The 25,487-nt window shown below is 60.5% G+C and carries 27 protein-coding genes and 1 tRNA gene; 19 read left to right on the top strand and 9 right to left on the bottom strand.

All coding sequences use genetic code 11. The features are described from left to right. Window positions 1-29 precede the first annotated feature (29 nt). The 8 genes from ykgO (at window position 30) to CBB91_RS05610 (ending at window position 5,076) form a co-directional block, all read left to right on the top strand. The gene (ykgO, locus tag CBB91_RS05575) at window positions 30-155 is read left to right on the top strand and encodes a type B 50S ribosomal protein L36 (RefSeq protein WP_011648318.1); all 126 of its coding nucleotides are present in this window, start codon (window positions 30-32) and stop codon (window positions 153-155) included. A gap of 31 nt (window positions 156-186) precedes the next feature. Further along, on the top strand, window positions 187-795 hold the full coding sequence (locus CBB91_RS05580; RefSeq protein WP_273012686.1) for an HAD family phosphatase: 609 nt from the start codon (window positions 187-189) through the stop codon (window positions 793-795). Between the two features lie 48 nt (window positions 796-843). Beyond that, window positions 844-1,374: a tetratricopeptide repeat protein gene (locus tag CBB91_RS05585; protein WP_345906735.1), complete on the top strand. Its 531-nt coding sequence runs from the start codon at window positions 844-846 to the stop codon at window positions 1,372-1,374. A gap of 5 nt (window positions 1,375-1,379) precedes the next feature. Continuing rightward, a complete protein-coding gene (locus CBB91_RS05590; RefSeq protein WP_273012690.1) occupies window positions 1,380-2,309 on the top strand; it encodes an alpha/beta hydrolase in 930 nt (309 codons plus the stop codon). Window positions 2,310-2,363: 54 nt separating this feature from the next. Then, window positions 2,364-2,627 (top strand): DUF2312 domain-containing protein, encoded by a 264-nt coding sequence (locus tag CBB91_RS05595; protein WP_027836821.1) that lies wholly within the window; start codon window positions 2,364-2,366, stop codon window positions 2,625-2,627. A 42-nt stretch (window positions 2,628-2,669) separates the two neighbouring features. Continuing rightward, complete coding sequence (locus tag CBB91_RS05600) at window positions 2,670-3,203, top strand: hypothetical protein (protein ID WP_273012693.1); 534 nt, start codon at window positions 2,670-2,672, stop codon at window positions 3,201-3,203. Between the two features lie 62 nt (window positions 3,204-3,265). Continuing rightward, window positions 3,266-4,126: an SDR family oxidoreductase gene (locus CBB91_RS05605; protein ID WP_273012695.1), complete on the top strand. Its 861-nt coding sequence runs from the start codon at window positions 3,266-3,268 to the stop codon at window positions 4,124-4,126. Window positions 4,127-4,203: 77 nt separating this feature from the next. Continuing rightward, window positions 4,204-5,076 carry an SDR family oxidoreductase gene (locus CBB91_RS05610; RefSeq protein ID WP_273012696.1) on the top strand — a complete coding sequence of 291 codons (873 nt, stop codon included), beginning with the start codon at window positions 4,204-4,206 and terminating at the stop codon, window positions 5,074-5,076. A gap of 15 nt (window positions 5,077-5,091) precedes the next feature. On the opposite strand, the gene CBB91_RS05615 is transcribed toward CBB91_RS05610, so the two are convergent. After that, window positions 5,092-5,379, bottom strand: coding sequence for a hypothetical protein (locus CBB91_RS05615; protein ID WP_035547494.1), 288 nt, complete (start codon window positions 5,377-5,379; stop codon window positions 5,092-5,094). Between CBB91_RS05615 and CBB91_RS05620 the strand changes: the two genes are divergently transcribed. Next, window positions 5,378-6,313, top strand: a complete 936-nt coding sequence (locus CBB91_RS05620; protein ID WP_273012697.1) for a DMT family transporter — start codon at window positions 5,378-5,380, stop codon at window positions 6,311-6,313. The two genes, CBB91_RS05615 and CBB91_RS05620, sit on opposite strands and share 2 nt — an antisense overlap. 1 nt (window position 6,314) lies before the next feature. On the opposite strand, the gene CBB91_RS05625 is transcribed toward CBB91_RS05620, so the two are convergent. Together CBB91_RS05625 and CBB91_RS05630 are read right to left on the bottom strand one after the other, a co-directional pair. After that, a complete protein-coding gene (locus tag CBB91_RS05625; protein ID WP_273012698.1) occupies window positions 6,315-6,845 on the bottom strand; it encodes a disulfide bond formation protein B in 531 nt (176 codons plus the stop codon). A gap of 65 nt (window positions 6,846-6,910) precedes the next feature. Next, window positions 6,911-7,516, bottom strand: a complete 606-nt coding sequence (locus CBB91_RS05630) for an exopolysaccharide biosynthesis protein (protein WP_035547486.1) — start codon at window positions 7,514-7,516, stop codon at window positions 6,911-6,913. Window positions 7,517-7,603: 87 nt separating this feature from the next. On the opposite strand from CBB91_RS05630, the gene CBB91_RS05635 reads away from it, so the two are divergent. Beyond that, window positions 7,604-7,690 (top strand) — tRNA-Leu (locus CBB91_RS05635). Window positions 7,691-7,701: 11 nt separating this feature from the next. Here CBB91_RS05635 and CBB91_RS05640 read toward each other — a convergent pair. Genes CBB91_RS05640 through CBB91_RS05650 form a run of 3 tightly spaced genes read right to left on the bottom strand, consistent with a single transcriptional unit; the run spans window position 7,702 to window position 10,436 of the window. Beyond that, window positions 7,702-8,424 carry a DUF3299 domain-containing protein gene (locus tag CBB91_RS05640; protein ID WP_035547484.1) on the bottom strand — a complete coding sequence of 241 codons (723 nt, stop codon included), beginning with the start codon at window positions 8,422-8,424 and terminating at the stop codon, window positions 7,702-7,704. Window positions 8,425-8,475: 51 nt separating this feature from the next. After that, complete coding sequence (locus tag CBB91_RS05645) at window positions 8,476-9,744, bottom strand: ABC transporter permease (protein ID WP_035547482.1); 1,269 nt, start codon at window positions 9,742-9,744, stop codon at window positions 8,476-8,478. Then, window positions 9,741-10,436, bottom strand: a complete 696-nt coding sequence (locus CBB91_RS05650; RefSeq protein WP_273012700.1) for an ATP-binding cassette domain-containing protein — start codon at window positions 10,434-10,436, stop codon at window positions 9,741-9,743. The genes CBB91_RS05645 and CBB91_RS05650 overlap by 4 nt, the downstream gene beginning before the upstream one ends. Before the next feature lie 898 nt (window positions 10,437-11,334). Between CBB91_RS05650 and CBB91_RS05655 the strand changes: the two genes are divergently transcribed. From CBB91_RS05655 to CBB91_RS05665, 3 genes are all read left to right on the top strand, one after another. Further along, window positions 11,335-12,120 carry a ZIP family metal transporter gene (locus tag CBB91_RS05655; protein WP_345906736.1) on the top strand — a complete coding sequence of 262 codons (786 nt, stop codon included), beginning with the start codon at window positions 11,335-11,337 and terminating at the stop codon, window positions 12,118-12,120. Further along, complete coding sequence (locus CBB91_RS05660; protein ID WP_272981860.1) at window positions 12,120-12,929, top strand: HupE/UreJ family protein; 810 nt, start codon at window positions 12,120-12,122, stop codon at window positions 12,927-12,929. The genes CBB91_RS05655 and CBB91_RS05660 overlap by 1 nt, the downstream gene beginning before the upstream one ends. A 40-nt stretch (window positions 12,930-12,969) precedes the next feature. Further along, entirely contained in the window at window positions 12,970-13,575 is a 606-nt protein-coding gene (locus CBB91_RS05665; RefSeq protein ID WP_035547474.1) for a hypothetical protein, read from the top strand. Between the two features lie 13 nt (window positions 13,576-13,588). Here the strand turns inward: CBB91_RS05665 and phaZ are convergent, their stop codons facing one another. After that, window positions 13,589-14,881, bottom strand: coding sequence for a polyhydroxyalkanoate depolymerase (gene phaZ, locus CBB91_RS05670; RefSeq protein WP_273012705.1), 1,293 nt, complete (start codon window positions 14,879-14,881; stop codon window positions 13,589-13,591). Between the two features lie 1,169 nt (window positions 14,882-16,050). Next, window positions 16,051-17,181, bottom strand: a complete 1,131-nt coding sequence (locus CBB91_RS05675) for an iron-containing alcohol dehydrogenase (protein WP_273012707.1) — start codon at window positions 17,179-17,181, stop codon at window positions 16,051-16,053. Between the two features lie 311 nt (window positions 17,182-17,492). Between CBB91_RS05675 and CBB91_RS05680 the strand changes: the two genes are divergently transcribed. From CBB91_RS05680 to CBB91_RS05705, 6 genes are all read left to right on the top strand, one after another. Further along, window positions 17,493-18,173 (top strand): OmpW family outer membrane protein, encoded by a 681-nt coding sequence (locus tag CBB91_RS05680; protein ID WP_035547465.1) that lies wholly within the window; start codon window positions 17,493-17,495, stop codon window positions 18,171-18,173. A 150-nt stretch (window positions 18,174-18,323) separates the two neighbouring features. Continuing rightward, entirely contained in the window at window positions 18,324-20,159 is a 1,836-nt protein-coding gene (locus tag CBB91_RS05685) for a dipeptide ABC transporter ATP-binding protein (RefSeq protein ID WP_273012709.1), read from the top strand. Between the two features lie 87 nt (window positions 20,160-20,246). Continuing rightward, window positions 20,247-21,122, top strand: a complete 876-nt coding sequence (gene motA / locus CBB91_RS05690) for a flagellar motor stator protein MotA (RefSeq protein ID WP_273012711.1) — start codon at window positions 20,247-20,249, stop codon at window positions 21,120-21,122. 53 nt (window positions 21,123-21,175) lie between these two features. Beyond that, window positions 21,176-22,186, top strand: a complete 1,011-nt coding sequence (locus tag CBB91_RS05695) for an endonuclease/exonuclease/phosphatase family protein (protein WP_273012713.1) — start codon at window positions 21,176-21,178, stop codon at window positions 22,184-22,186. Between the two features lie 38 nt (window positions 22,187-22,224). After that, window positions 22,225-22,749: a hypothetical protein gene (locus CBB91_RS05700; RefSeq protein ID WP_035548261.1), complete on the top strand. Its 525-nt coding sequence runs from the start codon at window positions 22,225-22,227 to the stop codon at window positions 22,747-22,749. Window positions 22,750-22,795: 46 nt separating this feature from the next. Then, window positions 22,796-24,724, top strand: coding sequence for a sodium:proton antiporter (locus CBB91_RS05705; protein ID WP_273012715.1), 1,929 nt, complete (start codon window positions 22,796-22,798; stop codon window positions 24,722-24,724). On the opposite strand, the gene CBB91_RS05710 is transcribed toward CBB91_RS05705, so the two are convergent. Continuing rightward, on the bottom strand, window positions 24,721-25,440 hold the full coding sequence (locus CBB91_RS05710; RefSeq protein WP_273012716.1) for a SprT family zinc-dependent metalloprotease: 720 nt from the start codon (window positions 25,438-25,440) through the stop codon (window positions 24,721-24,723). The two genes, CBB91_RS05705 and CBB91_RS05710, sit on opposite strands and share 4 nt — an antisense overlap. Between the last annotated feature and the right edge of the window lie 47 nt (window positions 25,441-25,487).

The following is a 25,487-nucleotide window of genomic DNA, read 5'->3' on the forward strand; positions in this document are numbered from 1 at the left end:
CAATTCCTTATGATCCACAGGCTAGGCCCATGAAAGTCCGCTCGTCTCTCAAATCGCTCAAGTCGCGCCACCGCGACTGTAAGATCGTGCGCCGCAAGGGCCGCGTTTACGTCATCAACAAAACCGACCCACGCTTCAAAGCAAAGCAGGGCTGACGTGAACATGAACAGGTAATGAGGCGGCACTATGGCTGCTGAAATTGCGCTGTTCGATCTTGGGCATGTGGTTCTCGACTGGGAACCCTCCCGGCTTTACACGAAGATATTTGATACGCCGCAGGAACGTGATGTGTTCCTGTCGGATATCTGCACCATGGCGTGGCATACACGGCATGATGCCGGCGTAAGCTTTGCTGACAATGCGGCTGAGCTGATCCGGCTTTACCCACACTATGAAGCAGAAATCCTCGCCTGGGGCCGGCGATGGATGGAAATGTTTGATGGCTATATGGATGGCACGGCTGAGCTGATCGCACGGCTGGATGCGCGCGGCGTGCCGCTCTATGCTCTGTCGAACATGCCGGCCGATCCGTGGGACGAGATGCTTGAAGCATTCGATGTGCTGCGCCGCTTTCGCCATGTCGTCGTGTCGGGGCAGATCAACATGATCAAGCCGAATGCCGACATCTATCATCACGCGCTGAAGATGATGGACGGGCCTGACCCGGATAAGGTCATATTCATCGACAACAGCCTGCCCAATGTCGAAGCGGCAGACGCGTTGGGCTTTCGGACGCACCATTTCAAGCATGCAGAAGGGCTCGAGCACGCATTGGTGCAAGAGGGCCTGCTGTGACCGCCAAGAAAGCTTGTCGCGGCGCGTATGCGGCATAATATCGAAACCATGATACGCGCGCTTTTTCTGGCAGTTCTGTTCCTTGCGGGGGCAGCTCATGCTGAACCCAGTGAAGACATGTTCGAAAAATTGCGCGCCGCCCCCAGCGACAGCGAAGCGCATGACGTTGCCATGGACATCTGGGCCTCGTGGATGGAGTCCGGTTCGCCCACTGTGGATGTCATCATGCAGCGGGGCGTGGACGCCCAAACGGGCGGCGATCTTGAAACGGCGCGGGCCTTTTATGATCGCGCCATATTGATCAAGCCGGATTATGCCGAAGCGTGGAACCGCCGGGCGTCACTCTTCCTGATGGACGAGAATTATCCTGAAGCCCTGCGGGACCTGAACGAGACCTTGCGGCTGGAGCCCCGGCATTTCGGTGCGTGGTCTGGTCTCGGCATCATGTTCGAACAGATGGGCTCTCCCAAGAACGCGCTTGAAGCCTATCGGGAGGCCCTGAAAATCTATCCGCGCATGCAGCAGGCGATTGCCGCAGAGAAGCGGCTGTCCAAGATCTCTGAAGGTCAGGGCCTTTGAGGCGCATGATTACGGCCACCGCTCTCGGTCTTTGCGCACTTGGTACGGGCGCGTGCGTGACCAGCGCCGCCTACAAGAACAAGATCGAGTCCCAGCATCCGCCGGTCGGCGCAACTGTGCCGGTAAATGGCGAAACGGTGCACGTGATCCAGGAAGGGGAGGCTGGCCCGCCCGTCCTGATGATCCACGGAGCCAGCGCGAATGCGCGCGAGTTTACCTGGACGCTGTCTCCGCGCCTTCGCGACGAGCATCGCATCTTCATGGCTGACCGTCCCGGTCACGGGTATTCAGACCGACCGGATGGCGCGCACGACCTCGGCGTACAGGCCGAGCAGATGGCGGGCGTGCTCGATACGCTGGCACCGGGTGAAAAGGCCGTCCTTGTGGGGCATTCCTTCGGCGGTGCAGTCGCCTTGCGGGTCGCATTGGACAGGCCAGAGCTTGTGAAAGGGCTCGTCCTGCTGGCACCGGTCACCCATGATTGGGGCGGCGGTGGTCAGGCCTGGTACAATTCGCTTGCTGCGCCACCGGTGATTGGCCCCATGTTCAGCCAGCTGCCGCCGATTGTTGGCCCCGGCCAGCTCGCCGGGGGGATCACGAGCGTATTCGATCCTGCGCCCGCCCCTGATGCCTATTCGGAAAAATCCGCCATCGGATTGCTGTTCCGCCCCAGGAATTTCCGCGCCAATGCACGGGATGTGAAAGCGCTGGAAGACCAGTTGGCGGAGCAGTCGAAACGCTATGGAGAGCTGGACCTGCCGATCACGGTGTTTTCCGGCAGCGGCGACACGGTGATTTCGCCAAAGCTTCATGTCGGCGAACTCAAGAAACAGGTGCCTGTTGATCTCGTGATCCTGCCGCATGAAGGGCATATGCCGCATCATGGTGAGGGCGGCGCTGTCGCTGACGCCATTCGCCGTCTGGCCAGCGAGTGAAACTCCGGCTAAGACGCGCCTTCTTTTTCGAACCCGATTCCCAAGGAGACTCTCATGGACGACGACGCCTCGATCACCCATCTCACCGAAGCGACCCGCGAGAAACTCCGCCAGACCGTCGCCAAGATCGAGCGTCTGGAAGAGGAGAAGAAAGAGGTCGCCGAGCAGATCAAGGAAATCTACGCCGAAGCCAAGGCGTTCGGCTTTGACACCAAGGCGCTGCGCCAGGTGATCAAACTGCGCAAGGTCGACAAGGCTGAGCGCGAAGAACAGGAAATGGTGCTCGACACCTATTTGTTGGCCCTCGGCGAAGCCTGAGCGGGTTTGCGTCCGGCGCAATAATCACCATATTCTCCGCTCATGGGCCGAGATGTCGACGAACGCAAGAAACGTGCGGCGCTCCGCAAGCTGCGGAAAGCGGCGGCCTTGGCTGAGCAGGGCCTCGGCCCGCCCTTGTCCGATTGGGAAAAGCAATTTCTTGAAGAGGTCGAAGAGCGGATCGAGACCTATGGCTCCGCCTTTGCCGACCCGCTGAAGGGCAGTGACGGTGAGGCGTTGTCCAGCCTGCAGCAGATGAAGCTGAAGGAAATCGACAAGAAGGCCCGCGGCAAGGCGCGCTCGGGCTTTGGCGCGAAGAAGAAGAAGCCTGGTGGCTTCAACAAGCGACCGCCTCCGCGTGTGCGCCAGCTGGATGATGATCTCGAAGAGGATACGCCGCCGCCCGAGGCTGAAAAGCCGGTGCGTGGCACGCCGAAACTGGTTCGTGCCTCTGATCTGAAACCAGACCCTCCCAAGGACACGCCGCCCAAGCCTGCAGAGGCGCCTGTTCGTCAGTCTGATCCTCCGAAGCGCCCGGCATTCCGTGTGATTGAGGGGGGAAAGCAGGGCGAGTAAACCCATTTGTCCTGTCTGTGCGTATAGTTTTCTGAAGATCCGACATTGGAAGGATATCCCGCATGAAGACTGTCGTAATCACCGGCGCATCCACCGGCATTGGTGCCGCTGCCGCGCTCTATCTTGCCAAGCATGGCTGGTGCGTCTTTGCGGGCGTGCGAAAGCAGGCAGATGCCGATGCGCTGAGCGCGCGGTCAGAAGGCGACATTCGCCCTCTGATCCTCGACGTCACCAAACAGGATCAGGTCGATGCCGCGGTTGAGGCCGTCTCAGAACTCCTGAAGGGACAGACGCTGACTGGGCTGGTCAACAATGCGGGCATCGCAAACATGGGCCCGCTTGCGATCCAGCCGCTGGATGATTTCAAGGCGCATTTCGAGGTGAATGTCTTCGGCCTGTTGCGCGCCTCGCAGGCGTTTGCGCCGCTGCTGGGCATGGACAAGGCGCGGACTGGCGCGCCCGGGCGTATCATCAACATCACAAGCGTCGGCGGCCGTGTCTCGGCGCCATTCCTCGGGGCCTATACTGCCACGAAGCATGCGGTCGAGGCGATGACGGATTCCCTGCGCCGGGAGCTTGTCATCTTCGGTATCGATGCCATTGCCATCGGGCCGGGTTCTGTGAAGACGCCGATCTGGGACAAGGCCGAGGAAGCAAATTCCGATGGTCCGTATTCCGGCAGCGCATGGTCAGAGGCATTGGAAAAATTCGAGCAGGTCATGCTGAAGGGGGGACGCGATGGCCTGCCTCCGGAACAGATCGCCAAGGTGATCGAGATCGCGCTGGACGACGCGACACCGCGCGCAAGATATGCGCCTGTGCCGAACAAGTTGACCAATTGGTACGTCCCGAACCTGTTGCCCAAGCGTATGCTGGACGGTGTGTTCTGGAAGCGCTTTGGACTGTCCAAACCGGACAAGTAAATTTTCCCGCAGGCATTGACGAACCGCGGGGAAAGGGCGCGCATTCTCCTGAAAAACAAAACGGGAGGAATACGCATATGGCCAATCTGGACGGCAAGGTTGCCATCATCACAGGCGGTGCCAGCGGCATCGGCCTGGCGGGGGTCGAAACATTTGTGGCCGCCGGCGCGAAAGTGGTCGCTAGCGATATTCAGGACGAAAAGGGCCAGGCGCTGCAAACGCGGTTCGGCGATGACAAGGTCCTGTTCGTTCACTGTGACGTCACCGACATGGCCCAGCTCGAAGGCATTATGGGTGCGGCCGTTGATCACTTTGGCCGGCTCGACATCCTCTGGAACAATGCCGGGCATGGCGGCACGCCCGACCCGATCGAAGAGCTGGACCTGGACGCCTATGACCAGACCATGTCGCTCTTGCTGAAACAGGTCTTCGCCGGCACGAAATTCGCGGTTCCGCACATGAAGGAAAATGGCGGCTCTATCATCAACACGTCGTCCATCAGCGCCGTCTGCGCAGGCTATGCGCCGATCACCTATTCTGTCGCCAAGAAGGGCGTGGCGCATTTCTCGAAACTGGCCGCGGCGGAGCTGTCCAAGTACGGCATTCGCGTGAACGCGGTCCTGCCGGGTTTCATCGCCACATCCATCTTTGGCGCATCGCTCGGCTTGCCGCGCGAACAGGCCGACCAGATGGCGGCCATGCTGGTCGAGGCGGGCGGCAGCATGCAGCCGGCCGGACGGGTTGGTAAGGGTGAGGACATTGCCGAGATGGCGGCGTTCCTCGCATCTGATGCGGCGAGTTTCATCACCGGAGGTGAGTTCCTGGTGGATGGCGGCATGACGGTTGGCCCGCGCCACTCCTGGGACGAATCAGCTGGCGGGCCGCTTCTGGATGCGCTGGGCATCACGCCGGAGCAAGCTGAACAGATGCGCGCCCAGATGGGCAATTGATGCCTGCCCGAGGCGCTATGGGTCTTCCGATAGCGCCTCTATGCCGGGGATGGACTCGACCTTGGCCAGCAATGCAGGCAGCGTCTTTGCACGTGCGACGGGACGTCCGATCTCGTCAGCTATCACAAACCCGGTTTTTGACTTACTGAGGGGGAACCGGCGCCAATGGGCGCGTGTTCGGAAGATCCAGACCTGTTCAGGTTCGTGTCCCGATGCGGCCCAGCCGGTCCACATGTGATCGGCAGGCAGCTCACGCCACAGGCGGTCGATTTCCTCCAGTTCGGAAGGCGTAAAACAGCCCATGAATACTCGCCCCGATCAGTCTCAAATCACAGACCTAGAGGGCAAGCCTGCTTCGCGCAACATTGAGGGCGCGCTCTGGATGCTGGCTTCAGGCGCCAGCTTTACCGTGTTCCTTACCCTGTCGAAGCTGCAATCAGCGCATTTCGATCCCGGTTTCCTCGCATTCTGGCGGTCAGGTGTCGCGTTGATCGTGGTGTTGCCCGTGATCTTCCAGCAGGGGCTCAGCATCATGAAAGTGCATCAGCCGGGCATGCTGTTCCTGCGCAGCCTGTTCGGAACGCTGGGCTTTGCGGTCGGGTTTTATGCCGTTTCGGATTCTGTCGGCCTGCCGCTGTCGGAATTCAATGCGATCAGTTTCTCCCGCGCCATGTTCGTCACGATCTGCGCGGTGATTTTCCTGCGAGAACGGGTTGGACCCCATCGCTGGGGGGCGACGATCGCCGGATGTATCGGCGTGATGATCATGATGCAGCCGCAGCTGGGCGTCAGTCTGGGCATGGTACTGGCGCTGATCGCCGCGTTCTGCATGGCCGGGGCGATCACGCTGGTGAAGTCCCTGACGCGCCTGCACCGTCCGATGACCCTGCTGATCTGGGCAAATTTGCTCTCGTCGGTGATGCTGTTGCCGCTCGCCATCTACACCTGGCCGGACGTGCCACCATCCCTTGGCGACTGGGGCTATATTGGCGTGATGGGGATGTGCGGCGTTGTCGGACAATATTTCTACATTCGCGGCATGAGCGTAGGCGACGCGTCCTTCCTGTCGCCGATCGACTATATGCGGTTGCCGATGGCGGCGCTTGTGGATTGGGGGCTGTTCCACGTTCTGCCGGGAACCTGGACCTGGATCGGCACAATCGTGATCGTCGGCGCGACCATGTACATCACCATCCGGGAACAACGCCTCAAGCGCCCGACGGCGCCGCCGCTCTAGATCAGGCGGTTTCTTCCGGGCCGACGGCGCCGCGCCACGTCGCGCCGGCGGCCACAAAACTGGCCACAGCCATGATGCCCGCAATCACACCGTTCCAACCTGCCATGGAGAGGCCCAGAATATAGAAGGGCGCATCCGTACAGGAGGGGACATGCATCGGTTCGTTGAAGTCGCGGATGACGAGCGGGTCGATCGGCCCTTCGCCGCTGCATCCTTCTGGCGGTGGCAACAGGCCCCATTCCACGCCGGCATGGTAGAAGGCGACGATCACGCCCACAATGAAGGCGAGGCCGATCATCACGTTCAAGGCCACGAGGAAGCGCCGCTTCGGGATCAGCCGCCACAGGACCAGTCCCGTTACTGTCATGGCGATCAACGCCCAATAGACTTCACGTTGCCGCAGGCAGAGCGGGCAGGGGGCGAGACCGCCAAATGTCTCAAAGGCGTGTGCGGCTGCCAGCATGAGGGCAGACAGCGTCATCGCCACGAGTGGCCATTTCCAGTCTTTCAGAAGGGATCTCACAAAATCCATGCGTCAGCTAAAGCCGGGCAACAGCAGGACCACAATGCGGCGCAAGGTCACTTTGTCGTTATTTGTCAGCCAAACAGGCTGACCGCGCCGAACATGACCGCGCCGGCCAGGCCGCTGACCCATGCCGATCCGATGATCAATCCGGCGATGACCATGAGCCCGTCTTTCTGCATCAGGCCGAACGAGGCAATCGCCACGGCAAAGCCGGGCACCGTGTTGGTCATCGGCAGCGGCACGAGAATCGACGCACAGAAAATGCACAGGAACAGGCCGATCACCCGCTCGGAGCGCTTGCCGGTGATCATCGTGAAGCGCGGGCGAACAATCCGCTCGATCCAGCCGAGCCATTTGCGACCGCCCGCCGCCATCTGCGTCAGGCCTTTGCGGTCGATTTTCCGGTTGCCCAGCTTGTCCGGCATCCAGGGCTGTTCCCGCCCCATCGCCATCTGTGCGGCCAGCGCCATCATCGGCAGGGACACGATTTGCGGCACGCCATAGAGAAACGGAATGCAGCAGGGCAGGGCCAGCAGGAACAGGCCCGCGCCAAACGCGCTTTCATCCAGCTGGTCAAAGATGGCGCGAAGGGAAAACCCTTCTTCTGGTGCACGTTCGGCCAGCGCCTCGATGGTCTGCAGCAGGGTCTTTTCGGACGGAAACTCGGTGGAAGTCATGGAAAAGCTGTTAGATGTCTTTGATCGCTACGTCGAGTAGATTGACATCTGCCGCAGCAATCGGCAGGAGAAGCGCTCCCGTTTTGGGCCTCTGTGGCGGAATTGGTAGACGCGACGGATTCAAAATCCGTTTCTGGTGACAGAGTGCCGGTTCGAGTCCGGCCAGAGGTACCATCGGGAATTCTCTAGTACTCGTACTTTTCTATGTGCGTCAGCGTCAGCGTGTAAGCCGCATCGGCCAGATCGCTTTCCTGCGTCTGCGCGGTCAGAACACCTTCGACCCAGACGGCTTGCGCCAGATCCTTGAGCAGGATCGGGTCTTCAGCCATGACAAACAGCGTCTGGTTCGGCGGTGGGGGAGGCGCATGAATACAGGCGCCGAAATAAGGCACCAGAAGGAATTCGGTCACCTCCGCCTTCGCGCCATATTCAAACGGCACGGTATAGCCCGGAATGCGCACTTTCTTGCCGTTCAGCTCGGGCACGGTGTTGAACGTGCCGATCTGGACCATGGCGTCCGCGGCAGAGCCTTCCGCGATGCCGCCGCCAGCGCCGTACAGCATGGACATCTGGCTCTGATACATCTGGGCAAGGCGCTCTTCCTCGCCCTCCGGCATGAGATCTTCCCAGCCAATCTCGATCACGCCGCGAGCCTTGGCCTCAGCGGCCTGACGCTCGCGCTCTGCGGCGCGTTCGGCAATGGCTTTCTCTCGGGCGGCTTTGCGCTCGGCGTCGCTCTGGCCGATCTTGTCTCCGACTTGCGGCCCATCCGAAGCGGGCGTGGCCTCAGCCTGTTTAACGGGTTGCGCCTCTTGCGCGGTATCTTGCTGCGGCGTTTCGGCGGCGCCGCAAGCGGCCAGGGCTGTGGTGACCATAGCGGCGAAGAGGAAGGAGGAAATCTGTTTCATGCGCCCCAATCTAGGACGTGAAACCGCCGCCCGCCAGTGGGCATGAGCGGTTTACACGCGAATTGACAAACCATCCGCCAAAGACCGGCGAAACGCCATCCAGGCCGGGATTGCCCCTGCCAGCAGCGCCGCGCCTGTCACGGCCAGCAATGTGTAGAGATCTGTCAGGCCAAGACCGGTTCCGATCAGGGAAATGCCAAAACGTTCCGCCACCATCGGTCCGGCGACCAGCAACAAGGCATGGATCAGAATGATGCCGACAAGCGCGCCGAGGAATCCGACAAGCCCGGCTTCCAGAACGAGCAGGGTGAAGATGTGACCGGGCCGTGCGCCCACGGCGCGCAGGATGGACATCTCCCGGCGGCGCTCATTCAGGCTGGTCAGGATGGAGGTGAGGATCGACACCACGCCCACCGCGATCACGAAGATCGACACGGCGAGCAATGCGCGCTCGGCGATCGCGGTCACGCTCCACAATTCAGCGAGGGCCTGAGAGGGGATGATCGCCATCAGAGGCTCACCGCGATTGGTATTGATCTCGCGGCGCGTCGTCAGGATCGTGCCCTTGCGCTCCAGGCCGAGGAATATGGCGGTCACGGTTTTGGGGGTCAGGTCGAACGACCGGATGGTCTCTTCGCTGATCGTATCCGCCAGTGGGTTCTTCGCGCCGGTTTCCCAGCCGACATGAATGGCGGTGATCGCCTCCAGGGAGACATGTACCGTCTGGTCCACAGGTGTGCCGGTGGGGGCAAGGATACCAGAGACACGGAAGGGTCGATTGTCGTGGCCCGATCCGAAATCTGCCTGCCCCAGCCCGTGCGAGAGGATCATCGGGCTGCCAATGTCATAGCCAAGTTCACGCGCAACATCTGCGCCGATCACAGCATCGAACAAATCGTCAAACCGCGCGCCTTCCGCCAGCGTCAGATCCTGCTGGCGACCATATTTGTAATGATCAAAATATTCCGTTGTCGTGCCCATGACGCGAAACCCGCGATGGCTGTCACCGAGGGAAATCGGCACGGCCCAGTCCACGTCCGGGCGATTGGCGATTTGCTGATAGGTGGGCCAGGAAATCTCGGCTGTGGCGCTGCCCATGCGGAATACGGAGTAAAGCAGAAGGTTCACACTTCCCGTCGGCGCGCCAACGATCAGTTCGGTGCCGGAGATCGTGTTGCCGAAACCTTCACGTGCGCCTGTGCGCGCCTTGTCGACGCCGAGGAAAAGCGCCACCGACAACGCCACCGCCAGCAGGGTCAGCAATACCGACCCCTTGCGGTTCATCAGGCTTTTCCAGGCCAGCGAAAGGATCGCGCTCATGCGTTCACTCCTGCGCGGTTGATGTCACTCAAATCGACCGCGCGGTCGAAATGATCAGCAAGTCCGGCATCATGGCTGACAAACAGCAGCGCCGCGCCGGTGCGCTGGGCTTCCTCACTCAGCAGGCTGATGAACTGGTCCCGTACATGGGCGTCCAGCGCAGAGGTCGGCTCGTCGGCGATCACGATTTCAGGTCCACCGATCAGGGCCCGTGCCGCCGCGACGCGCTGTTGCTGCCCGACTGACAGGTCNGACACGCGCCGCGAGAGAAGGGATTCATCCGTCAGGCCCAGCCGCGCAAGCAGGCGGCGAGCCTCGTTCTCTTCCGTTCCGTCGATGGCNGCCCGCCGTTTNGGNGAAAACCGCAGCGGCAGCGTGACNTTTCCGATGACGGACAGATACGGCACCAGATTGAACATCTGGAANATGACGCCCAGATGATCNGCTCTCAGCCGGTCGCGAGNGGCNGGCTTCAGTGTCGTCAGCTCATGCCCCAGAATCTGCACGCTGCCAGNGCCTGCNTCCAGAACGCCNGCAANAATGCCGAGCAAGGTGGACTTGCCGGAGCCNGANGCCCCGCGCAAGAACANACGCTCGCCAGCGTTNAGCGTGAACGACTCAATGTCGAGCACATCGCGGCCAGGAGCCCANGCAAAGCGCAGATCCGAGATCGANACGACCGGGTCCGTCATATCAGGATCCGAAAGGCAGGAACGGGCTTTCCGGCGTCAGGACCGCGGAGGCGGNTTCGCCTGCTTCGCCAAGATAGACGGCCTCGACAGTNTCGAACGCGTCATAGGTCTCGAAGCCAGTGAACATGAGGCCATCCAGTTGGCTTGGCCGGCGACAATCCCAGACAATGGAAAGTGTCATCGCGGCATGATCGCCTGACCGGCGCAGATCCGCAGACCGCTCCACCAGATCACACCCGGCATTGCCCATCAGTTCTGTCAGGCCTTCAGCATATTTTTCAAGATCGGAGGATTTCTTCTTCGTCTTCTCCGAAAGGCCGAAATTGGCCAACGGGGCATCAATGGAGATGGTGACGAAATTGTTCTCCTGGGTCACGGCCAGTTCAGCCGCGCCATGCACGTGGGCTTCGCCTCCTGCGTGCTCATCCTCATGATGGTCGTGCGCGTCATGGTCGCCATGTTCCTCATGCGCATCGTGATCATCATCATGGTCGGCNTGTGCATCNTGCTCTGCGTGATCGTCATGATCCTCATGCGCCTCGGTGTCCGGAACAGGCGAGGCGTCTTCTACCGCCTCAACCGGGGGAGGCGCTGCTGCCTCNGTGGCTTCTGGCTCATAGGGCTGCTCCGCGCTGCACGCGACGCAAAGCGCCAGCCCCATGCCTGCAAGACTCAGAAAGGCCCCCCGGCCGTATGAAAGACTCATATCGTCGCTCCGTTCACCCCAATCGGGATATTCAGTAAAAACAGGAAAATCTGCTCGCAAGCGGGATAATGGTACCATATAACACGTCTTCGCAAGGCCGCAGGATGCGGTTTTTAAACCGTACCTGACTGTTACCGGACGAGCCGACCGCTTTCCATGTTTGAATCCATGCAAGCNCCCNTGTTTTTTGGCTTGATCGCGGCGTTTGTCACGACCATCGGGCTGATCGCTGTCGCCATGCGCGGGGATTGGAGCGCGCGGTTTTCAGCCGTCATCGGCCTCGCTGCCGCCGGCATGCTTGTCACGCTCACCCTGTTGCACATCGCCCCGGAAGCCTTCGCCGCAAGCCCCCGGGCACCTTACTTCATGCTGGCCGGCTTTCTTGGCGGCCTGATCCTGAACTACACGCTCAGCACATTCTTTCCCGAAGGTGCGGGTGGGGGCCGCATCGCCGCCGTCACGCCGGTTCTGGCTATCGCCATCCATTCCTTGATTGATGGCGTCATTTACTCGGTCACCTTTGCCGCCAGCTTTTCGGCGGGCGTGTACGCGGCTGTATCGCTTATCCTGCACGAGTTTCCGGAAGGCGTGATCGCCTTTGCCATCCTGCGCCGCCATAATTTCACGAACCGGCAATCCTTCCTGTTCGCCTTTCTCGCTGCGTCGGCCACGACCCCTCTGGGGGTGATCCTGTCATCACCTTTCATGTACTTCCTCGGGCCGGAGGCGATTGGCGCGCTGTTTGCTGCGTCGGCTGGCCTGCTGCTCTATGTGGCGACAGGGCCCCTGATGGCGCCCCTCAAGGAAGAGCCCCCCGTGCGCAGCCTGGTCGCCCTGTCGCTGGGCGTCCTGACCGCGCTCATTATCTCGATGCTTCCGGTTCATGATCATCACGATCACGGATCGGGACACGACCATGACCATGATCACGGCCCTATCATCATGGAAGCGCCACGGCCCCTGCCGGACGAGATCTGATGCGGGGCCGGTTCCTCGCCTTCATCCTGTGCTGCCTTGTGGCATGCCTGGCGGCGACCCTGATGTCCCAATCGGCCATCGCCCATCCCGAGGATGAGTTGTGCCTGCCGGATGGCGGCATGGACCCGGCCCTTTGCCGCGAGTTGCAGGCGCTGGATCGGGCCGGGCGCGTCCGCAGCTTTGAGGGCGGCATCCCCGGCGGAGAGATTTCGCTGGACCGGACGCCACTGGAAACCGGAATCTTCTACATCCGCATCGGGTTTGAACACATCCTGCCGATGGGCGTGGATCATATCCTGTTTGTGTTGGCGCTGTTCTTTTCAACGCGGCGGATCGGNCCCCTTCTCTGGCAGGTCTCGGCCTTTACCCTCGCGCATACGGCGACGCTGGGCCTGACGGCGGCGGGCCTGATTGCCCCGCCTGCCAGCATTGTGGAGCCCTTGATTGCCTTCACCATCGCCTGGGCCGCGCTGGAGAACATCCTGTTCAGGGAGCCGAGCGCCTGGCGGCCGGCGCTGGTCTTTGGCTTCGGTCTGATCCACGGAATGGGGTTCGCCGGCGCGTTCGGCGATCTCGGCCTGCCGGCTGACATCTTCTGGCCCGCGCTGATTGGCTTCAACATTGGTGTCGAAATTGGCCAGTTGGCCGTGATCGGCATGGCGCTTGCATTTGCGATCCTGATCAGGAGCGTCCTGAGGCAAGCGGGTCGGCCAAACCTTTATCGGCCGGTTCTGGTATGGCCGGTTTCGGCATTCATCGGAGTAATTGGGCTCTGGTGGGCGATCGAGCGGGCATTCCTTAACCCTTAGCCTGTCAAAGTGCGCTCCAGTTGAACTGGACTGCGCCCTTATGGCTTCACGCGACTGGATCAGACATTTTGGATCGGCCCTGCTGGCATCTGCGCTGGCGGGCTGGATCGGCTATGCTGAATACGCGTCCGCCTTTGTCCCGCGCGCCGATGATGAGGGGCTTGCGCAGGAACAGGTTTATTCAGAAGCCGCCGCCTGGCGTGGTGCGGAAGCCAAGCAGGCGCGCAATGCCATGATCGCCTCGTGGCTTGGCGGGCTGAGTGATGCCGGGTTTGCCGAGTATTCAGTGCGGCATCTGGACAAGGGGCTGATCTACGCGATCCGCTTTCGAGATCCGACGGATCGGGAAGACATCAACGCCCTTTGGGTGGCCGTGCCGGATGGGCCTGACCTGCCGGCATCAGTGCGCCTGCGCACGCCGCAACAGAATGCGACCCCGAAAGCCATCCTTGAACAGCAATCCTGCACGAGCAGCCGGACCCTGAAAGTGTCTGAAACAGAACTGCCGCGCGAACAGGCCGAAGCCCAGGCGGTCTCGCAGCTGAGCACCTATCTGGAAGCGCCCGATCCGATGCCGATCACCGTTCTGAGTGAGGCGCGCGATCTTTGCCGCGACATTTCGCGAATTCTACCGACGCCTGAATAACATCAACGCGTGATCAGGCGAGCTTTTCGGCGGCTGCCTCGTCGGCGGCGCGCATGGTGAAGCGCTTGGTGAACTCCGTCACGCGCGGCGCGATTTCCGTGCGGAAGCGTTTGCCATTGAACACGCCATAATGGCCTACGCCGGGCTGGACATAGTCCGTCTGCATATCTTCCGGCAGGCCGGAGCAGATATCATGAGCGGCCTGTGTCTGGCCGATGCCAGAGATGTCGTCCTTTTCACCCTCTACCGTCATCAGCGCCACATCGCGGATCAGCTCCGGTTTCACGACATGTGTGCCGCGATAGCGATAAACGCCCCGCGCCAGCTGGTGCTCCTGGAAAACGCGCACGATGGTCTGCAGATAGAATTCTTCGGTCAGGTCGAGGACTGACAGGTATTCATCATAGAATTCCCGGTGCTTGCCGACATTGTCCCCATCGCCTTCGACCAGATGGTTGAAGAAGTTCCAGTGCGCATCGACGTGGCGCGACCAGTTCATGTTCATGAACGAGGCAAGCTGGACNAAGCCCGGATAGACGCGCCGGAACATGCCGGGATAGGGGCCCGGCACGGTATGGATCATGTTCTCTTCAAACCATGACAGCGGCTTTTCCTCTGCCAGAACGTTCGGAACGGTCGGGCTGAGGCGGGTGTCGATGGGAGAGCCCATGAAAGTCATTGAGGCCGGACGGGCCGGATCATCATCTTCGGCCATCATGGCAATCGCGGCCAGCACGGGCGGGCCCGGTTGGCACACGCCCAGCACATGGGCGCCCGCGCCAAGGAAGGTCAGCATGTTGCGGATATGGTCGATGTANTCGTCCAGATCGAACCGNCCGAGCCAAACCGGCGCCATGCGGGCATCCTGCCAATCGGTNATGTAGACATCATGNGTCGGCAGGAAGGCCTCAACGGTTCCGCGCAGCAGGGTGGCATAGTGTCCAGACAGGGGGGCCGCGATCANAAGGCGCGGCTGCGGGCCCAGCTTNTCGGCATTNCGCGCAGNGGCCAGCGCCTCAGGATCCTTGCGGAAATGAACCATGTTGCACCACGGCGAACGCCAGGNGACGGTCGGCGTAACGCCCACCGGCGCGCTGTTCACGCTCACGCTGTCGATGCGCCATTCCGGCTTGCCATAATACCGCGTGGCGCTTTCGAACACGTCCGCCATTGCGGACAGGGAGCGCCCATATTCGGTATGTCCAAATGGGTTCAGCGGAGAGCTGAGCGCGGCGCGGCTGGCCCGGGCGGCGATGCGAACTGGCGCCATCGCAGCGCGGTTCATTTCAACAAGCGAGTAGAGCATTTGTCACACATCTTCCATGTTGCGGTGCAGCATAGGTCTCAAACGGAGTGAGGGCAAACGGATTCGCCAGACGGGTGTGTCCTCCCCCAATCGGGCCCGATCGGGTTAGTCCGGAAATTTCACGCAAATTTACCAAGACCGGACAGGGTATGTTTAAGTCGCCGGACGTATTTTCTCCTGGCAGTGGAGTGATTGCGATGTTCCTCAAATGCCAGCCAAACCCTCATCGTGGTGGCCGCATGACGCGGGCGCTGATCTATGAACAGTCGCCGGGCCAACGGTTCGCGATCGACGCCGAGATCCTGCACAAGCAGCCGGAATTGCTGAANGATTTCGGGCGCTACATGCATGCCCGTTTCCGCATTCTGGATGCCGTGGCCTACTTTATATGTCTGGCCGGTGTGCTGGCCTCTCTCGCCCTGGTCTGGTGGGCTTTCCTGCCGGGNATCGCCATCTGCACCATGATGTTGGCGGTCAATCGCAAGGCNGCNGGCGAGATTGCGCGCAAAGCGGCAAAGAAGTCCGTCGANGACTTCCGCAAACTTCACGAAATGGGCTGTCTCTGGCTGGTGTTCGCCTGATCCGCCTAGATGCGCACCATGCCGAGGACGGCAGAAACAATCGCCACCAAAGCGAACATAAGTGAAAAGCTGACCGACACTGCGCGCTGGTCTTTGCGGCTNGTGCGAACGCCTTTNGCTTTCTTGCCCGGTGCCAGCATCCAGCGATTTGAAAAGAANCCGAACGCCGCCAGCAATGCCGTGATCGCGGCCGCCCAACTGGTGGCCAGCAGATAGAATGCCCCCGATGCCANCATCATGCCGGCGATGGGCGTTGAGGTCTGCAGCAGCAATTCCCGCACATGCCGATCCGCGCGCGAACCATCCAGNTTGTCAAANCTGCAATTCGGCGATGCGATGGCGGCGACCCATGAGGCGCCGATGGCCATCGCTCCGAAGAGNAGGCCGAGATGGGTGGCNGTGGTGGAGAGACCTTGAAGCATGTCNCAATTATGCGCCGGATTCGCGCATCAGCCTAGAGAAAGCTTACCGGAGGCGACACGGCGCAACGCGCTGGCGACCTCCGGCAAAACAATTGGCGATATGTTGCGACTTGTGGCGACACTGGGCGACAGATCGCAACAAGCCGCGACGGGCGACGACAAACGTCTACAGGGCGGCTTCGTAGACTTTCGCGTAATCGTCAGCGCTCATCGGCTTCGGATTGCCGAAATGCGCCAGATCCTTCAGCGCGTATTCCACAACGCCCGGCGCATCGTCTGCACTGAGGCCGATTGCGGAAAGCGTTGCCGGAATGCCGATATCTGCGTTCAGCTCTGCAATCGCATCGCCCAGATCCGCGCCCGGTTTCAGGCCCATGGCCTGGCGCAGGCGGGCGTATTTCTCATCCGCCGTGCCTTCGTGGAAGCGCAGGATATGCGGCAGGAAGATCGCATTCAGCGTGCCGTGGTGCAGTTTCTTTTCATGCAGGCGGCCCGCAGCATGCGACAGGGCGTGGACGCCGCCCAGACCCTTCACAAAGGCCAGTGCGCCCTCATAGCTGGCCATCATCATGTGCCAGCGGGCATCTGCATCAGAGCCGTCCTGCACGGCCTTTTTCAACCAGCCATTCCCGACCGAGCGGAACACGCCTTCATAGGCGATGCCTTCGGCAGGCGGGTTCACGGAAGGGGAGAGCACGGACTCGATGCAATGCGTGACAGCATCCATGCCCGTTGCAGCGGTAAGTCCTGCTGGCAGGCCCAGCGTCAAATCCGGGTCACAGATTGCTGTTGCCGGTATCAGGTTTGGCGAAACGATCGTTTCCTTGCGCCCATTCTCGAGAACGATGACCATGCCGACGGACACTTCAGAGCCAGTGCCGGAGGTGGTCGGAATGGCGATCAGGGGCGGGATCTTGCCGATCTTCTTCGCGCCGCCCGTGATCGCCGCATAGGTTTCCAGCGGCTCGTCATGGCTGACCAGAAGGCCAATGCCCTTGGCATGGTCCATAGAAGAGCCACCGCCCAGCGCGATCAGGCCATCCGCGCCGCATGCCTTGTAGGCCGCGGCAGCTTCCTTGGTTTGCTTTTCAGTCGGGTTGGGAACCGTTTCAGCGAATACGCCCGCCGGTGCAACGCCTAGCGCGTCTTCCACCTTTGCCAGGATACCTGCCGCCTTGATGCCCGGATCCGTGACGATGAAGGGGCGAGACATGCCCAGCTTCTTGGCTGTACCGGCCAGCTGCTTCAGTGCGCCGGAGTCAAAGATACAGGTTGTGAGATAATTGATGACGGGCATGCCGTGGTTCCTCGCTCGAATGTTTCCTCAACGCCCATGTGCCCTAGCGGCAGTGCGAAGTTCAAGCCTGACCGTGGGAGAACCATCTTCCTGTTGCAAACTGGGCAGAGGCGAGCCCAGAGCCTGAGCGCGCACATTCCCAGAATCGCAACCGGTCGAAGCGCTCGCAATCGGGGAGATTACTTATTCGCGATGCCATGTCGCGCGACACGGCCCCGCGCGTCAAAACGGGCAATTACTCCCATGAAAACATAGGCGTAGGTGGCGGTCATCCGGCGCAGATTGGTGCGCCAAAATTGGAGTGAAAGACCATGAAACAGCTTCTCCTTGCCTCTCTGGTTGCCGGGGCGACCTGGCTTGGAACAGCGCCTGTCGCATCGGCAGACGAAAACCCGTGGATGGTGCGCGGACGTGTGATTGGCGTTCTCCCGGACGAGTCCGGAGACTTGTCGGTTGCCGGAACGCGCCTGGCTGGCGATGTCGACATTTCGGACCAGTACGTGCCTGAACTCGACATCACTTACTTCTTCACGAAGAACATCGCAGCGGAACTGATCCTCGGCGTGACCCCACATGATGTGAAGGCCACGGGCGTCACGGTGCCAGGCGCGCTCGACAATGCCACGATTGATCTGGGCGATGTTACGCTGCTGCCGCCGACGCTGACACTTCAATATCATTTCGTGAATGACAGCCAGTGGAAGCCCTATGTGGGCGCGGGCATCAATGCGACTTTCTTCTTCAACGAAGATGAAGGCCCGGTCGCGGACGGTATCGACTACGATACCAGCGTCGGCCTCGCCCTCCAGGCCGGGGTTGATTATGACCTCGATGGAGAGCCAGGCGGCTGGGCCATCAATGCGGACATCAAGAAGATCTGGATCAATCCGGACGTGACTGTCGATTTCACCACGGCGCTTGGCGCAACAGTGGATGCTGACGTGGACATCAATCCACTCGTGGTGGGACTGGGGCTCGGATACAAGTTCTGAGACCCGATTGCCGAAGGCGGGGTTTCCCATTGAATCCCGCCCTCGCTTTCTCCTCCTTGGCCGCGTTCTTTCCCGATGAGCGCGGCCTTTTTTTGGCTTTCTGCAGACCGGGCGTTGCGGCCTTCGCCGTCCCGTATACAGATTGCGATCATGGCTATTCTTTCTGTCAAAGATCTACGGGTTTCCTTCGACACGCCGGACGGTGTGGTCGAAGCGGTCAAGGGTATCAGTTTCGATGTCGCCAAGGGCGAATGCCTTGGCATTGTCGGCGAAAGCGGTTCGGGCAAGAGCCAGTCGGCCCTCTCTGCGCTCGGCTTGCTCGCGGGCAACGGAACCGCCTCCGGGCGGATCGAATTTGACGGCATCAACATGCTGGACGCACCGGACGCGACGCTACGCGACATTCGCGGCGCGCGCATGTCGATGATCTTTCAGGATCCGCTGACCAGCCTGACGCCCCATATGACAGTGGGCGCGCAGATGCGCGAAGTGCTGGCCCTTCACAAGGGACTGAAGGGCGAAGCGGCAGACCGCCTCTGCGTCGAGTGGCTTGAGAATGTGCGCATTCCGGAAGCGGCTCGCCGGATGAACCAGTTTCCTCACGAACTGTCAGGCGGCATGCGCCAGCGTGTGATGATCGCCATTGCGATGCTTTGCAATCCGGAACTCCTGCTGGCGGACGAGCCAACCACGGCGTTGGATGTAACGGTTCAGGCGCAGGTGCTTGAGCTGATGGACGAGTTGAAGCGTGAGACCGGTACCGGCATCGCCCTGATCACGCACAATATGGGCGTCGTCGCGCGCATGTGTGACCGGGTGATCGTGATGCGTCATGGCGAGATCGTGGAGCAGGGGAGCGTCGACGATATTTTCTATCGCCCGCAGGCCGACTACACGAAAATGCTGCTCAATGCCGTGCCGAGAATTGATGAGCCGGACCGTCCCGGTCGTCCTGTCCTGTCAGATGCTCCAGCGCCAGGCACAGAGCCGGTCCTCAAAGTAGAGGACATGAAAATTCACTTCCCGATTTCGGTCAAAGGTGGCCTGTTCGGGAAGACCAAACCGCTCAAGGCAGTGGACGGCGTCTCCTTTGACCTGAAGCCCGGCGAAACCCTCGGCGTTGTCGGCGAGTCCGGTTGCGGCAAATCCACCCTTGCGCGCGGTGTGTTGAATTTGATCCCGCCGACTGATGGCACGGTCGCGTGGCTTGGCCGGGACATCTCGAAGGCCGGGCGGAAGGAAATGAACGCCCTTCGCGATGATTTGCAGATCGTCTTTCAGGATCCGCTGGCCAGTCTGGATCCGCGCATGTCCATCGGAGCCTCCATCGCGGAACCGCTTCAGGTGCACCAGCCACGCCTGACGCGGGCCGAGCGCGAGGCAAAGGTTCGCGAAATCCTGCCGCGCGTTGGTCTCGACCCGAACCTGATCAACCGTTACCCGCACGAATTGTCGGGCGGGCAGAACCAGCGTGTAGGCATCGCCCGCGCCATGATCCTGCAGCCAAAACTGGTGATCTGCGATGAAGCTGTCTCTGCGCTGGATGTCTCGGTCCAGGCGCAAGTCGTTGATCTTCTGATCGAGCTTCAGAAGGAATTCGGCCTTGCGATGATCTTCATCAGCCACGATCTCGCGGTCGTTCGGCAGATCAGCCACCGCGTTATGGTGCTTTACCTGGGCCGCGTGGTGGAGCTCGCAGGCCGCGACGCGATCTATAATGAAGCGCGCCATCCCTATACGAAGGCCCTGATCGCGGCGGTGCCAAACGCCGATCCGACGGGTGAGCGCAATCGCGAGCGCCTGCGCCTGACGGGCGATTTGCCCAGCCCGCTGGATAGCCGGGCAGCGCTGCGGTTCATGAAATCGAAGCTGGTCGATGATGCAGATGCGGACCAGTACAAGCCGAAACTCGTTGAAGTCAGCCCTGGTCACCTCGTGGCGGAGCACGATCCGGTGATGGGTGGGGAAGGACTTCTGGCCAGCTGATCTCCCAGTAAAATGCGGGGCTTGTAAGCTTGGCTTAAGACGAATGTGCGAGGGTCACGGTTCTAGTATTGCCGGAGCCTGCGCATTTTGCCTCAACTAATCGGTCTTGTTCTCGTGCTCGTCCTCGTGATGGGTGGCCTTGCCCTGACCGGCGGGCAAGGCGTGATGCAGGCATTGCCGTTTGAACTGGCCCTGATCGGCGGCGCGGCTGTTGGCACGCTATTGATCGGGAATTCGCCCAAAGTTGCCAAAGAGGCCTTCGGCGGCTTTGTTCGTTCGTTTCAGGGTAGCCGCTGGCATCGCGCACAACACCGCGAATTGCTGGTCCTGTTGGCGACCCTGATGCGCAGGGCACGTCAGGATGGATTTGTCTCGATTGAACGCGACATAGAGAATCCGGACGATTCTGCCCTCTTCGCGACAGCGCCCGCAGTTCAGGCAGATGCGGCGGTTCGCGACATGATCTGTGATTCCTTTCGCCTGATGGCGCTGGATCTGTCCGACCCGGCGCGGGCCGAAGCGCATATGGAACAGGCTGTCGCGCTTCATGTGGATCAACGGATGAAGGCCGTGAACGCGTTGAATACGGTGGCAGATGCGCTGCCTGCGCTCGGCATCGTGGCGGCTGTGCTGGGTATCATCAAAACAATGGGGTCTATCGACCAGTCACCAGCCATTCTTGGGATGATGATTGGAACCGCGCTGCTGGGAACGTTTCTCGGTGTGTTTCTCGCTTATGGCGTCGTTGGGCCTGTTGCAGCGCGTTATGGCCAGATTGTTGAGGATGAGGCGCAGCCTCTTGATGTGGTACGCACCGTACTGTCTGCCTTTGGCAGCGGCGTTCAGCCCGGAATAGCCATTGAGCTCGGCCGCACAGCCATTCCCGTCGAACAGCGCCCGGACGCTGACTCTGTAGAACGCGCCCAGACGAGCGCGCGCTTTACCGAACGTGCCGTAGCCTAGCCTCACGTCCATTGCGCGTTGACCGCACTGGAATGAAGCCGCATCACCGGTAGATGCCCCAAATTCGACTGGCCACGTTCAATTGCGAAAACCTGATGATGCGGTGTGATTTCGCGCGCTCGGGTCTGGCCAATGCGCGCAGTCGCCTGACAGATGTCGATGATGCCCGGATCGCTGAGCAGGTGGACGCAGTGTTCGATGTCTTGTCGGAGGATGACCGGACCCTGACGGCGCAGGCGCTTGTGGCGGCAAAGGCCGAAGTTTGTGCCCTGCAGGAAGTCGAAAACCTTGTCACGCTCACCGCATTTGACAATCGCTACGTGTCGCGCTGGGCAGGGCAGCCCTTCGGCCAACGTGTCCTGCACGAAGGCAATGATAGCCGCGGCATCGATGTCGGCCTGCTTTCGTCGCACCCTGTCGTGTTTCAGCGCAGTCACGCACGTGCCACGTTTGGCCGGCTTGGCATTCGACCGCCGAAGGGCGCATCGGTGAATGACTACGTCTTCCGGCGGGACTGTCTGGAAGTGGATATTGTGAAAGAGGGACGGCAGCTGACGCTGTTTATCTGTCACTTCAAATCCATGCATGGGGGCCGCAAGCGCACGGCCTTGGTGCGTGAAGCGGAAGCCCAGGCTGTGCGGAAGATTGTCAGTCAGCGCTTTGAGACGCCCGCGTCAGAGGATTGGGTGATTCTGGGTGACTTCAATGATTACTGGGAAGTAGACGGCAAGCCAGCCCCGTCGCACGGGCTCGGCCCATTGGTCGGCGATGGCTTTGCGGTCGATCTGGCCAGCCGCGCAATTGCCGATCCTCTTGACCGATGGACGCATCATTATAGCGGTGACGACACTTATGGTGCGCTGGACCATATCTTTTTGTCGCCAAATCTCGCCGCGCAGAATCCGGCGGCAAATGTTGAGATTGTTCGCGCTGGTTCGCCCTACCGGGCGGCGCGATACGATGGAGATCGCTTCCCCGGTGTAGGCTGGATTACGCCGAAAGCATCAGACCATTGCCCCATGGTTGCGACTTTAAAGTTTGAAGGCCGCGCTACGGCACCCTAATTTATGTGGGCTTTGGTAACCAAGGGGGCCGCAAGGCTGTGTCACGTTTTGATAAACTGATCGAGACGGTGGAGGCCTATCAGGCCCTCGCTGCCGAGAATTATGACCGGATCCGAACATTGGCTGAGGAAGTGCGCAGTGGTTTCTGCGACTATCTTGGCGCGAGTGACGGCGTTTGTGTCCATCTTGTGCCACCGGTCGGCGAGTACAAGCCGAAAGCCCACGGTGACGCCGCATTTTCCATTCCACCGCGCGGATTCCGCCTGCTCGGGCCGATTGCATTCGGCTTGGCAGTAAGGGTTTCCCGCGACACCGATTGGCTGCGGCTGGTGATGCGGTGTCGCAAGATTGGCGACAAATTCATGATCCAGATCGAGGATGGCTCGGAATACGAGTTCAGCCTGCCGCTAAAAGACGCCGATCCTGAGCCATTTTACGACCATCTTTATCAGCACATCCTGCTCTGGTTCTCAGACCATATCGAGCGCTACAAAGTGGGCGACTATGGAACCCGTGAGATCGGATTCGACTTTGCTGATGACATAAATGCCGCTCAAGCCTAGTTTTTTGACGAACTGGTGGGCAGGGTGGACCTAGAACGGGGCTGGTATGGACCAATTTGATTTTGCACTGGCGGCCGCGGGGTCCAGCGAGTTGATCTTTGCGTGCGCATTGATTGGCGCACTCGGCATCGGCGCACAATGGATTGCATGGCGCATTCAGGCGCCGGCCATCGTGTTGATGGCCTTGGCAGGTCTCGCCGTCGGACCGCTGTGGACGGTCATTTTTGGCGAGCCGTTGCTCAATCCGGAAAAAGTGTTCAATGGCGGCAGCAATGAGTTGCTCAGGCCGATTGTGTCACTGGCTGTCGCGGTCATCCTGTTTGAGGGTGGTCTCGTTCTGAAGTTCGAGAATTTGCGCGATGCGGGCGCTGCCGTGCGGCGCATGGTGTTCCTGGGCGGGCCATTGGCGTGGGCGTTGGGTACATTTGCCGCGCACTATGCAGCGGGCCTTGATTGGGGCAGTTCCGTTGTGTTTGCAGGCGTGTTGGTGGTTACCGGGCCGACGGTGATCATGCCCTTGCTGCGGCAATCAAAGCTTGGGGGCCGAACGGGTCAGTTCCTGAAATGGGAAGGCATCGTCAACGACCCCGTTGGTGCGTTGTTCGCCGTTGCCGCGTTCGAGATCATCCGCGTGGCGGCGACGGGCGAATCCATTCTTGGCAAAGGCGCGATGATCATCGTTGCTGCGGCGCTGGGTGTGGGTCTCGGGTTTGCGTTTGGCTGGGCGATTGTCAGGGCCTTCCGTCAGGGCTGGACACCTGAATATCTCAAGGCGCCGATCATCTTCGCCTCGATTATCCTTTGCTACGCTCTGGCAGAAATGATCGAGAAGGAAATCGGTCTTGTGGCTGTGACGGCCTACGGCATGACGCTGGCCAATTCGCGGCTCGCGGGCCTCGCAGAGCTACGAAAGTTCAAGGAAGACATTGCAGTATTGCTTGTCTCGGGCGTGTTTGTGATCCTGACCGCGAATTTGACGCCGGATGTTATCCGCCGCGCGTTGACGTGGAACACGCTCGCCTTCCTGATGGCGATGCTGTTCATTGTGCGTCCGCTTTCGGTTTGGATCGCGACCTGGGGCACCCTGAAGCGCAATGAGGCCATCCTGCTTGGCTGGATCGCGCCGCGCGGTATCGTTGCTGTCGCTGTGTCCAGCCTGTTTGCAACCCTGCTTGAAGACCTCGGTCGACGCGGGGATTCTCGTTTTTACTTCTCCGGCGCCGAGCAGATCACTCCGCTTGCTTTCGCTATGGTGTTTGTCACCGTCGTCCTGCACGGATTCACGATTGGCCCGCTGGCGCGGCGTCTTGGTCTGGCGCGGAAAGAGCGTCCGGGCGTCCTGCTGGTCGGCGTGAACCCGTGGAGCATTGATCTGGCGAAGGTTCTGAAAGATGTCGGCATCGAGCCGATTCTTGCCGACAACAATTGGCGACGCCTGCGGCCAGCACGTGAGGCGGGACTGAATACGTTCTTCGGGGAAGTCCTGTCTGAAGAGGCCGAAGTGCGCCTCGACCATGCGGCGTTTGACCAGGTTGTCGGCCTGTCTGCGAACGAGCCCTACAATGCGCTCGTTTCCGGGCATTTCGCACCGGAACTTGGACGGCATCGAGTCTATCAGCTGTCTGCGCAGGACACCGAGGAAGAGGATCCACGCGCCATTGGCATGGGTACGCGCGGACGCACCCTGATCCGTCGGGGCAGGGGGTATGACGGCCTGATCCGCGATCACTATCGGGGCTGGACCTTTGGCAAGACGAAGCTGACCGAGGAATACGATCTTGCGGAGTATCGAAAGGATCGCCCGAAAGCCGATATCATCGCGGAAATCCGCCCGGATGGCACCTTGATCTTCCTTGGGCCGAACCGTGAGGCGCGCGGCGGCGACGGAGTCACCCTGATCAGTTTCGGTCCGGCACGTGAAATGGAAGTTGCAAAAGAGCCTGAGGACATCAGCACTGACGGCAATCAAGGCTAGCTGCCTGCGGCCTGTAGCGTGGCACCATGAACCCGCAACCAGTTGCGATGTGTCTTCCAGTCCACGCAACAGGTGGAAACGTGGGCCCAAAAGCGGGGCGAGTGGTTCATTTCCAGCAAGTGCGCGCACTCATGAGCCGCGACATAGTCAAGGACAGCTGGCGGCGCCATGATGAGTCGCCACGAGAAGGACAGTTTTCCATCTGCGGTGCACGATCCCCAACGTGAGCGCGTGTCTTTCACTGATATCTCGCTATAGGTCACGTTCAGGCGGGCGGCATGGCGTTTTACGGCGCGGGTGATGTCTGCGCGGGCCTGCTTCTTCAGGTATCTCGTCGTGCGTAAATGCAATGTATCGGGATCGCCCGGGGCGCATAGCGTATTCGGATCGCCGGGAACCAGGCGCGCGACGCGGCCGTCCCCAATGGCGGTCAGACGACAAGGCGCGCCGCGATAGGAAATCACGCTGCCTTCCTCGAAACTGACTGCATCCGGCAAGTGCCGCAACCGGCTGTGAATCCAGTCAACGCGTTCAGCCGCAAAGGCTGCCGCGTCCTTGATCTGACGGCGTGAAGGCGCAACAGCGACCGCTTCCCTGCGGCGTTCATCCAGCCGAAGGATCAAGCGCCGCGCTTTCGAGTTCACTTCGAGGCGAACGCGGATCTCGTCCCCGTCCGGTCCACTCAGTGTCACGGTCTGGCCATTGTTGTATGGCATGTTAATAATCTCACATTAGGTGACGGGCGCACTCGATACGCTGGCAT

This window comes from Hyphomonas sp. TMED31, from assembly GCF_002172815.1.
Classification (GTDB): Bacteria; Pseudomonadota; Alphaproteobacteria; order Caulobacterales; family Hyphomonadaceae; genus Hyphomonas; species Hyphomonas atlantica.

Bases quoted from the DNA above. Each gene is read 5' to 3' on its own strand.
- ykgO (WP_011648318.1), top strand. From the start codon at position 30: ATGAAAGTCCGCTCGTCTCTCAAATCGCTCAAGTCGCGCCACCGCGAC.
- CBB91_RS05580 (WP_273012686.1), top strand. From the start codon at position 187: ATGGCTGCTGAAATTGCGCTGTTCGATCTTGGGCATGTGGTTCTCGAC.
- CBB91_RS05585 (WP_345906735.1), top strand. From the start codon at position 844: ATGATACGCGCGCTTTTTCTGGCAGTTCTGTTCCTTGCGGGGGCAGCT.
- CBB91_RS05590 (WP_273012690.1), top strand. From the start codon at position 1,380: ATGATTACGGCCACCGCTCTCGGTCTTTGCGCACTTGGTACGGGCGCG.
- CBB91_RS05595 (WP_027836821.1), top strand. From the start codon at position 2,364: ATGGACGACGACGCCTCGATCACCCATCTCACCGAAGCGACCCGCGAG.
- CBB91_RS05600 (WP_273012693.1), top strand. From the start codon at position 2,670: ATGGGCCGAGATGTCGACGAACGCAAGAAACGTGCGGCGCTCCGCAAG.
- CBB91_RS05605 (WP_273012695.1), top strand. From the start codon at position 3,266: ATGAAGACTGTCGTAATCACCGGCGCATCCACCGGCATTGGTGCCGCT.
- CBB91_RS05610 (WP_273012696.1), top strand. From the start codon at position 4,204: ATGGCCAATCTGGACGGCAAGGTTGCCATCATCACAGGCGGTGCCAGC.
- CBB91_RS05620 (WP_273012697.1), top strand. From the start codon at position 5,378: ATGAATACTCGCCCCGATCAGTCTCAAATCACAGACCTAGAGGGCAAG.
- CBB91_RS05615 (WP_035547494.1), bottom strand. From the start codon at position 5,379: ATGGGCTGTTTTACGCCTTCCGAACTGGAGGAAATCGACCGCCTGTGG.
- CBB91_RS05625 (WP_273012698.1), bottom strand. From the start codon at position 6,845: ATGGATTTTGTGAGATCCCTTCTGAAAGACTGGAAATGGCCACTCGTG.
- CBB91_RS05630 (WP_035547486.1), bottom strand. From the start codon at position 7,516: ATGACTTCCACCGAGTTTCCGTCCGAAAAGACCCTGCTGCAGACCATC.
- CBB91_RS05640 (WP_035547484.1), bottom strand. From the start codon at position 8,424: ATGAAACAGATTTCCTCCTTCCTCTTCGCCGCTATGGTCACCACAGCC.
- CBB91_RS05645 (WP_035547482.1), bottom strand. From the start codon at position 9,744: ATGAGCGCGATCCTTTCGCTGGCCTGGAAAAGCCTGATGAACCGCAAG.
- CBB91_RS05665 (WP_035547474.1), top strand. From the start codon at position 12,970: ATGGCTTCACGCGACTGGATCAGACATTTTGGATCGGCCCTGCTGGCA.
- CBB91_RS05675 (WP_273012707.1), bottom strand. From the start codon at position 17,181: ATGCCCGTCATCAATTATCTCACAACCTGTATCTTTGACTCCGGCGCA.
- CBB91_RS05680 (WP_035547465.1), top strand. From the start codon at position 17,493: ATGAAACAGCTTCTCCTTGCCTCTCTGGTTGCCGGGGCGACCTGGCTT.
- CBB91_RS05685 (WP_273012709.1), top strand. From the start codon at position 18,324: ATGGCTATTCTTTCTGTCAAAGATCTACGGGTTTCCTTCGACACGCCG.
- CBB91_RS05695 (WP_273012713.1), top strand. From the start codon at position 21,176: ATGCCCCAAATTCGACTGGCCACGTTCAATTGCGAAAACCTGATGATG.
- CBB91_RS05705 (WP_273012715.1), top strand. From the start codon at position 22,796: ATGGACCAATTTGATTTTGCACTGGCGGCCGCGGGGTCCAGCGAGTTG.
- CBB91_RS05710 (WP_273012716.1), bottom strand. From the start codon at position 25,440: ATGCCATACAACAATGGCCAGACCGTGACACTGAGTGGACCGGACGGG.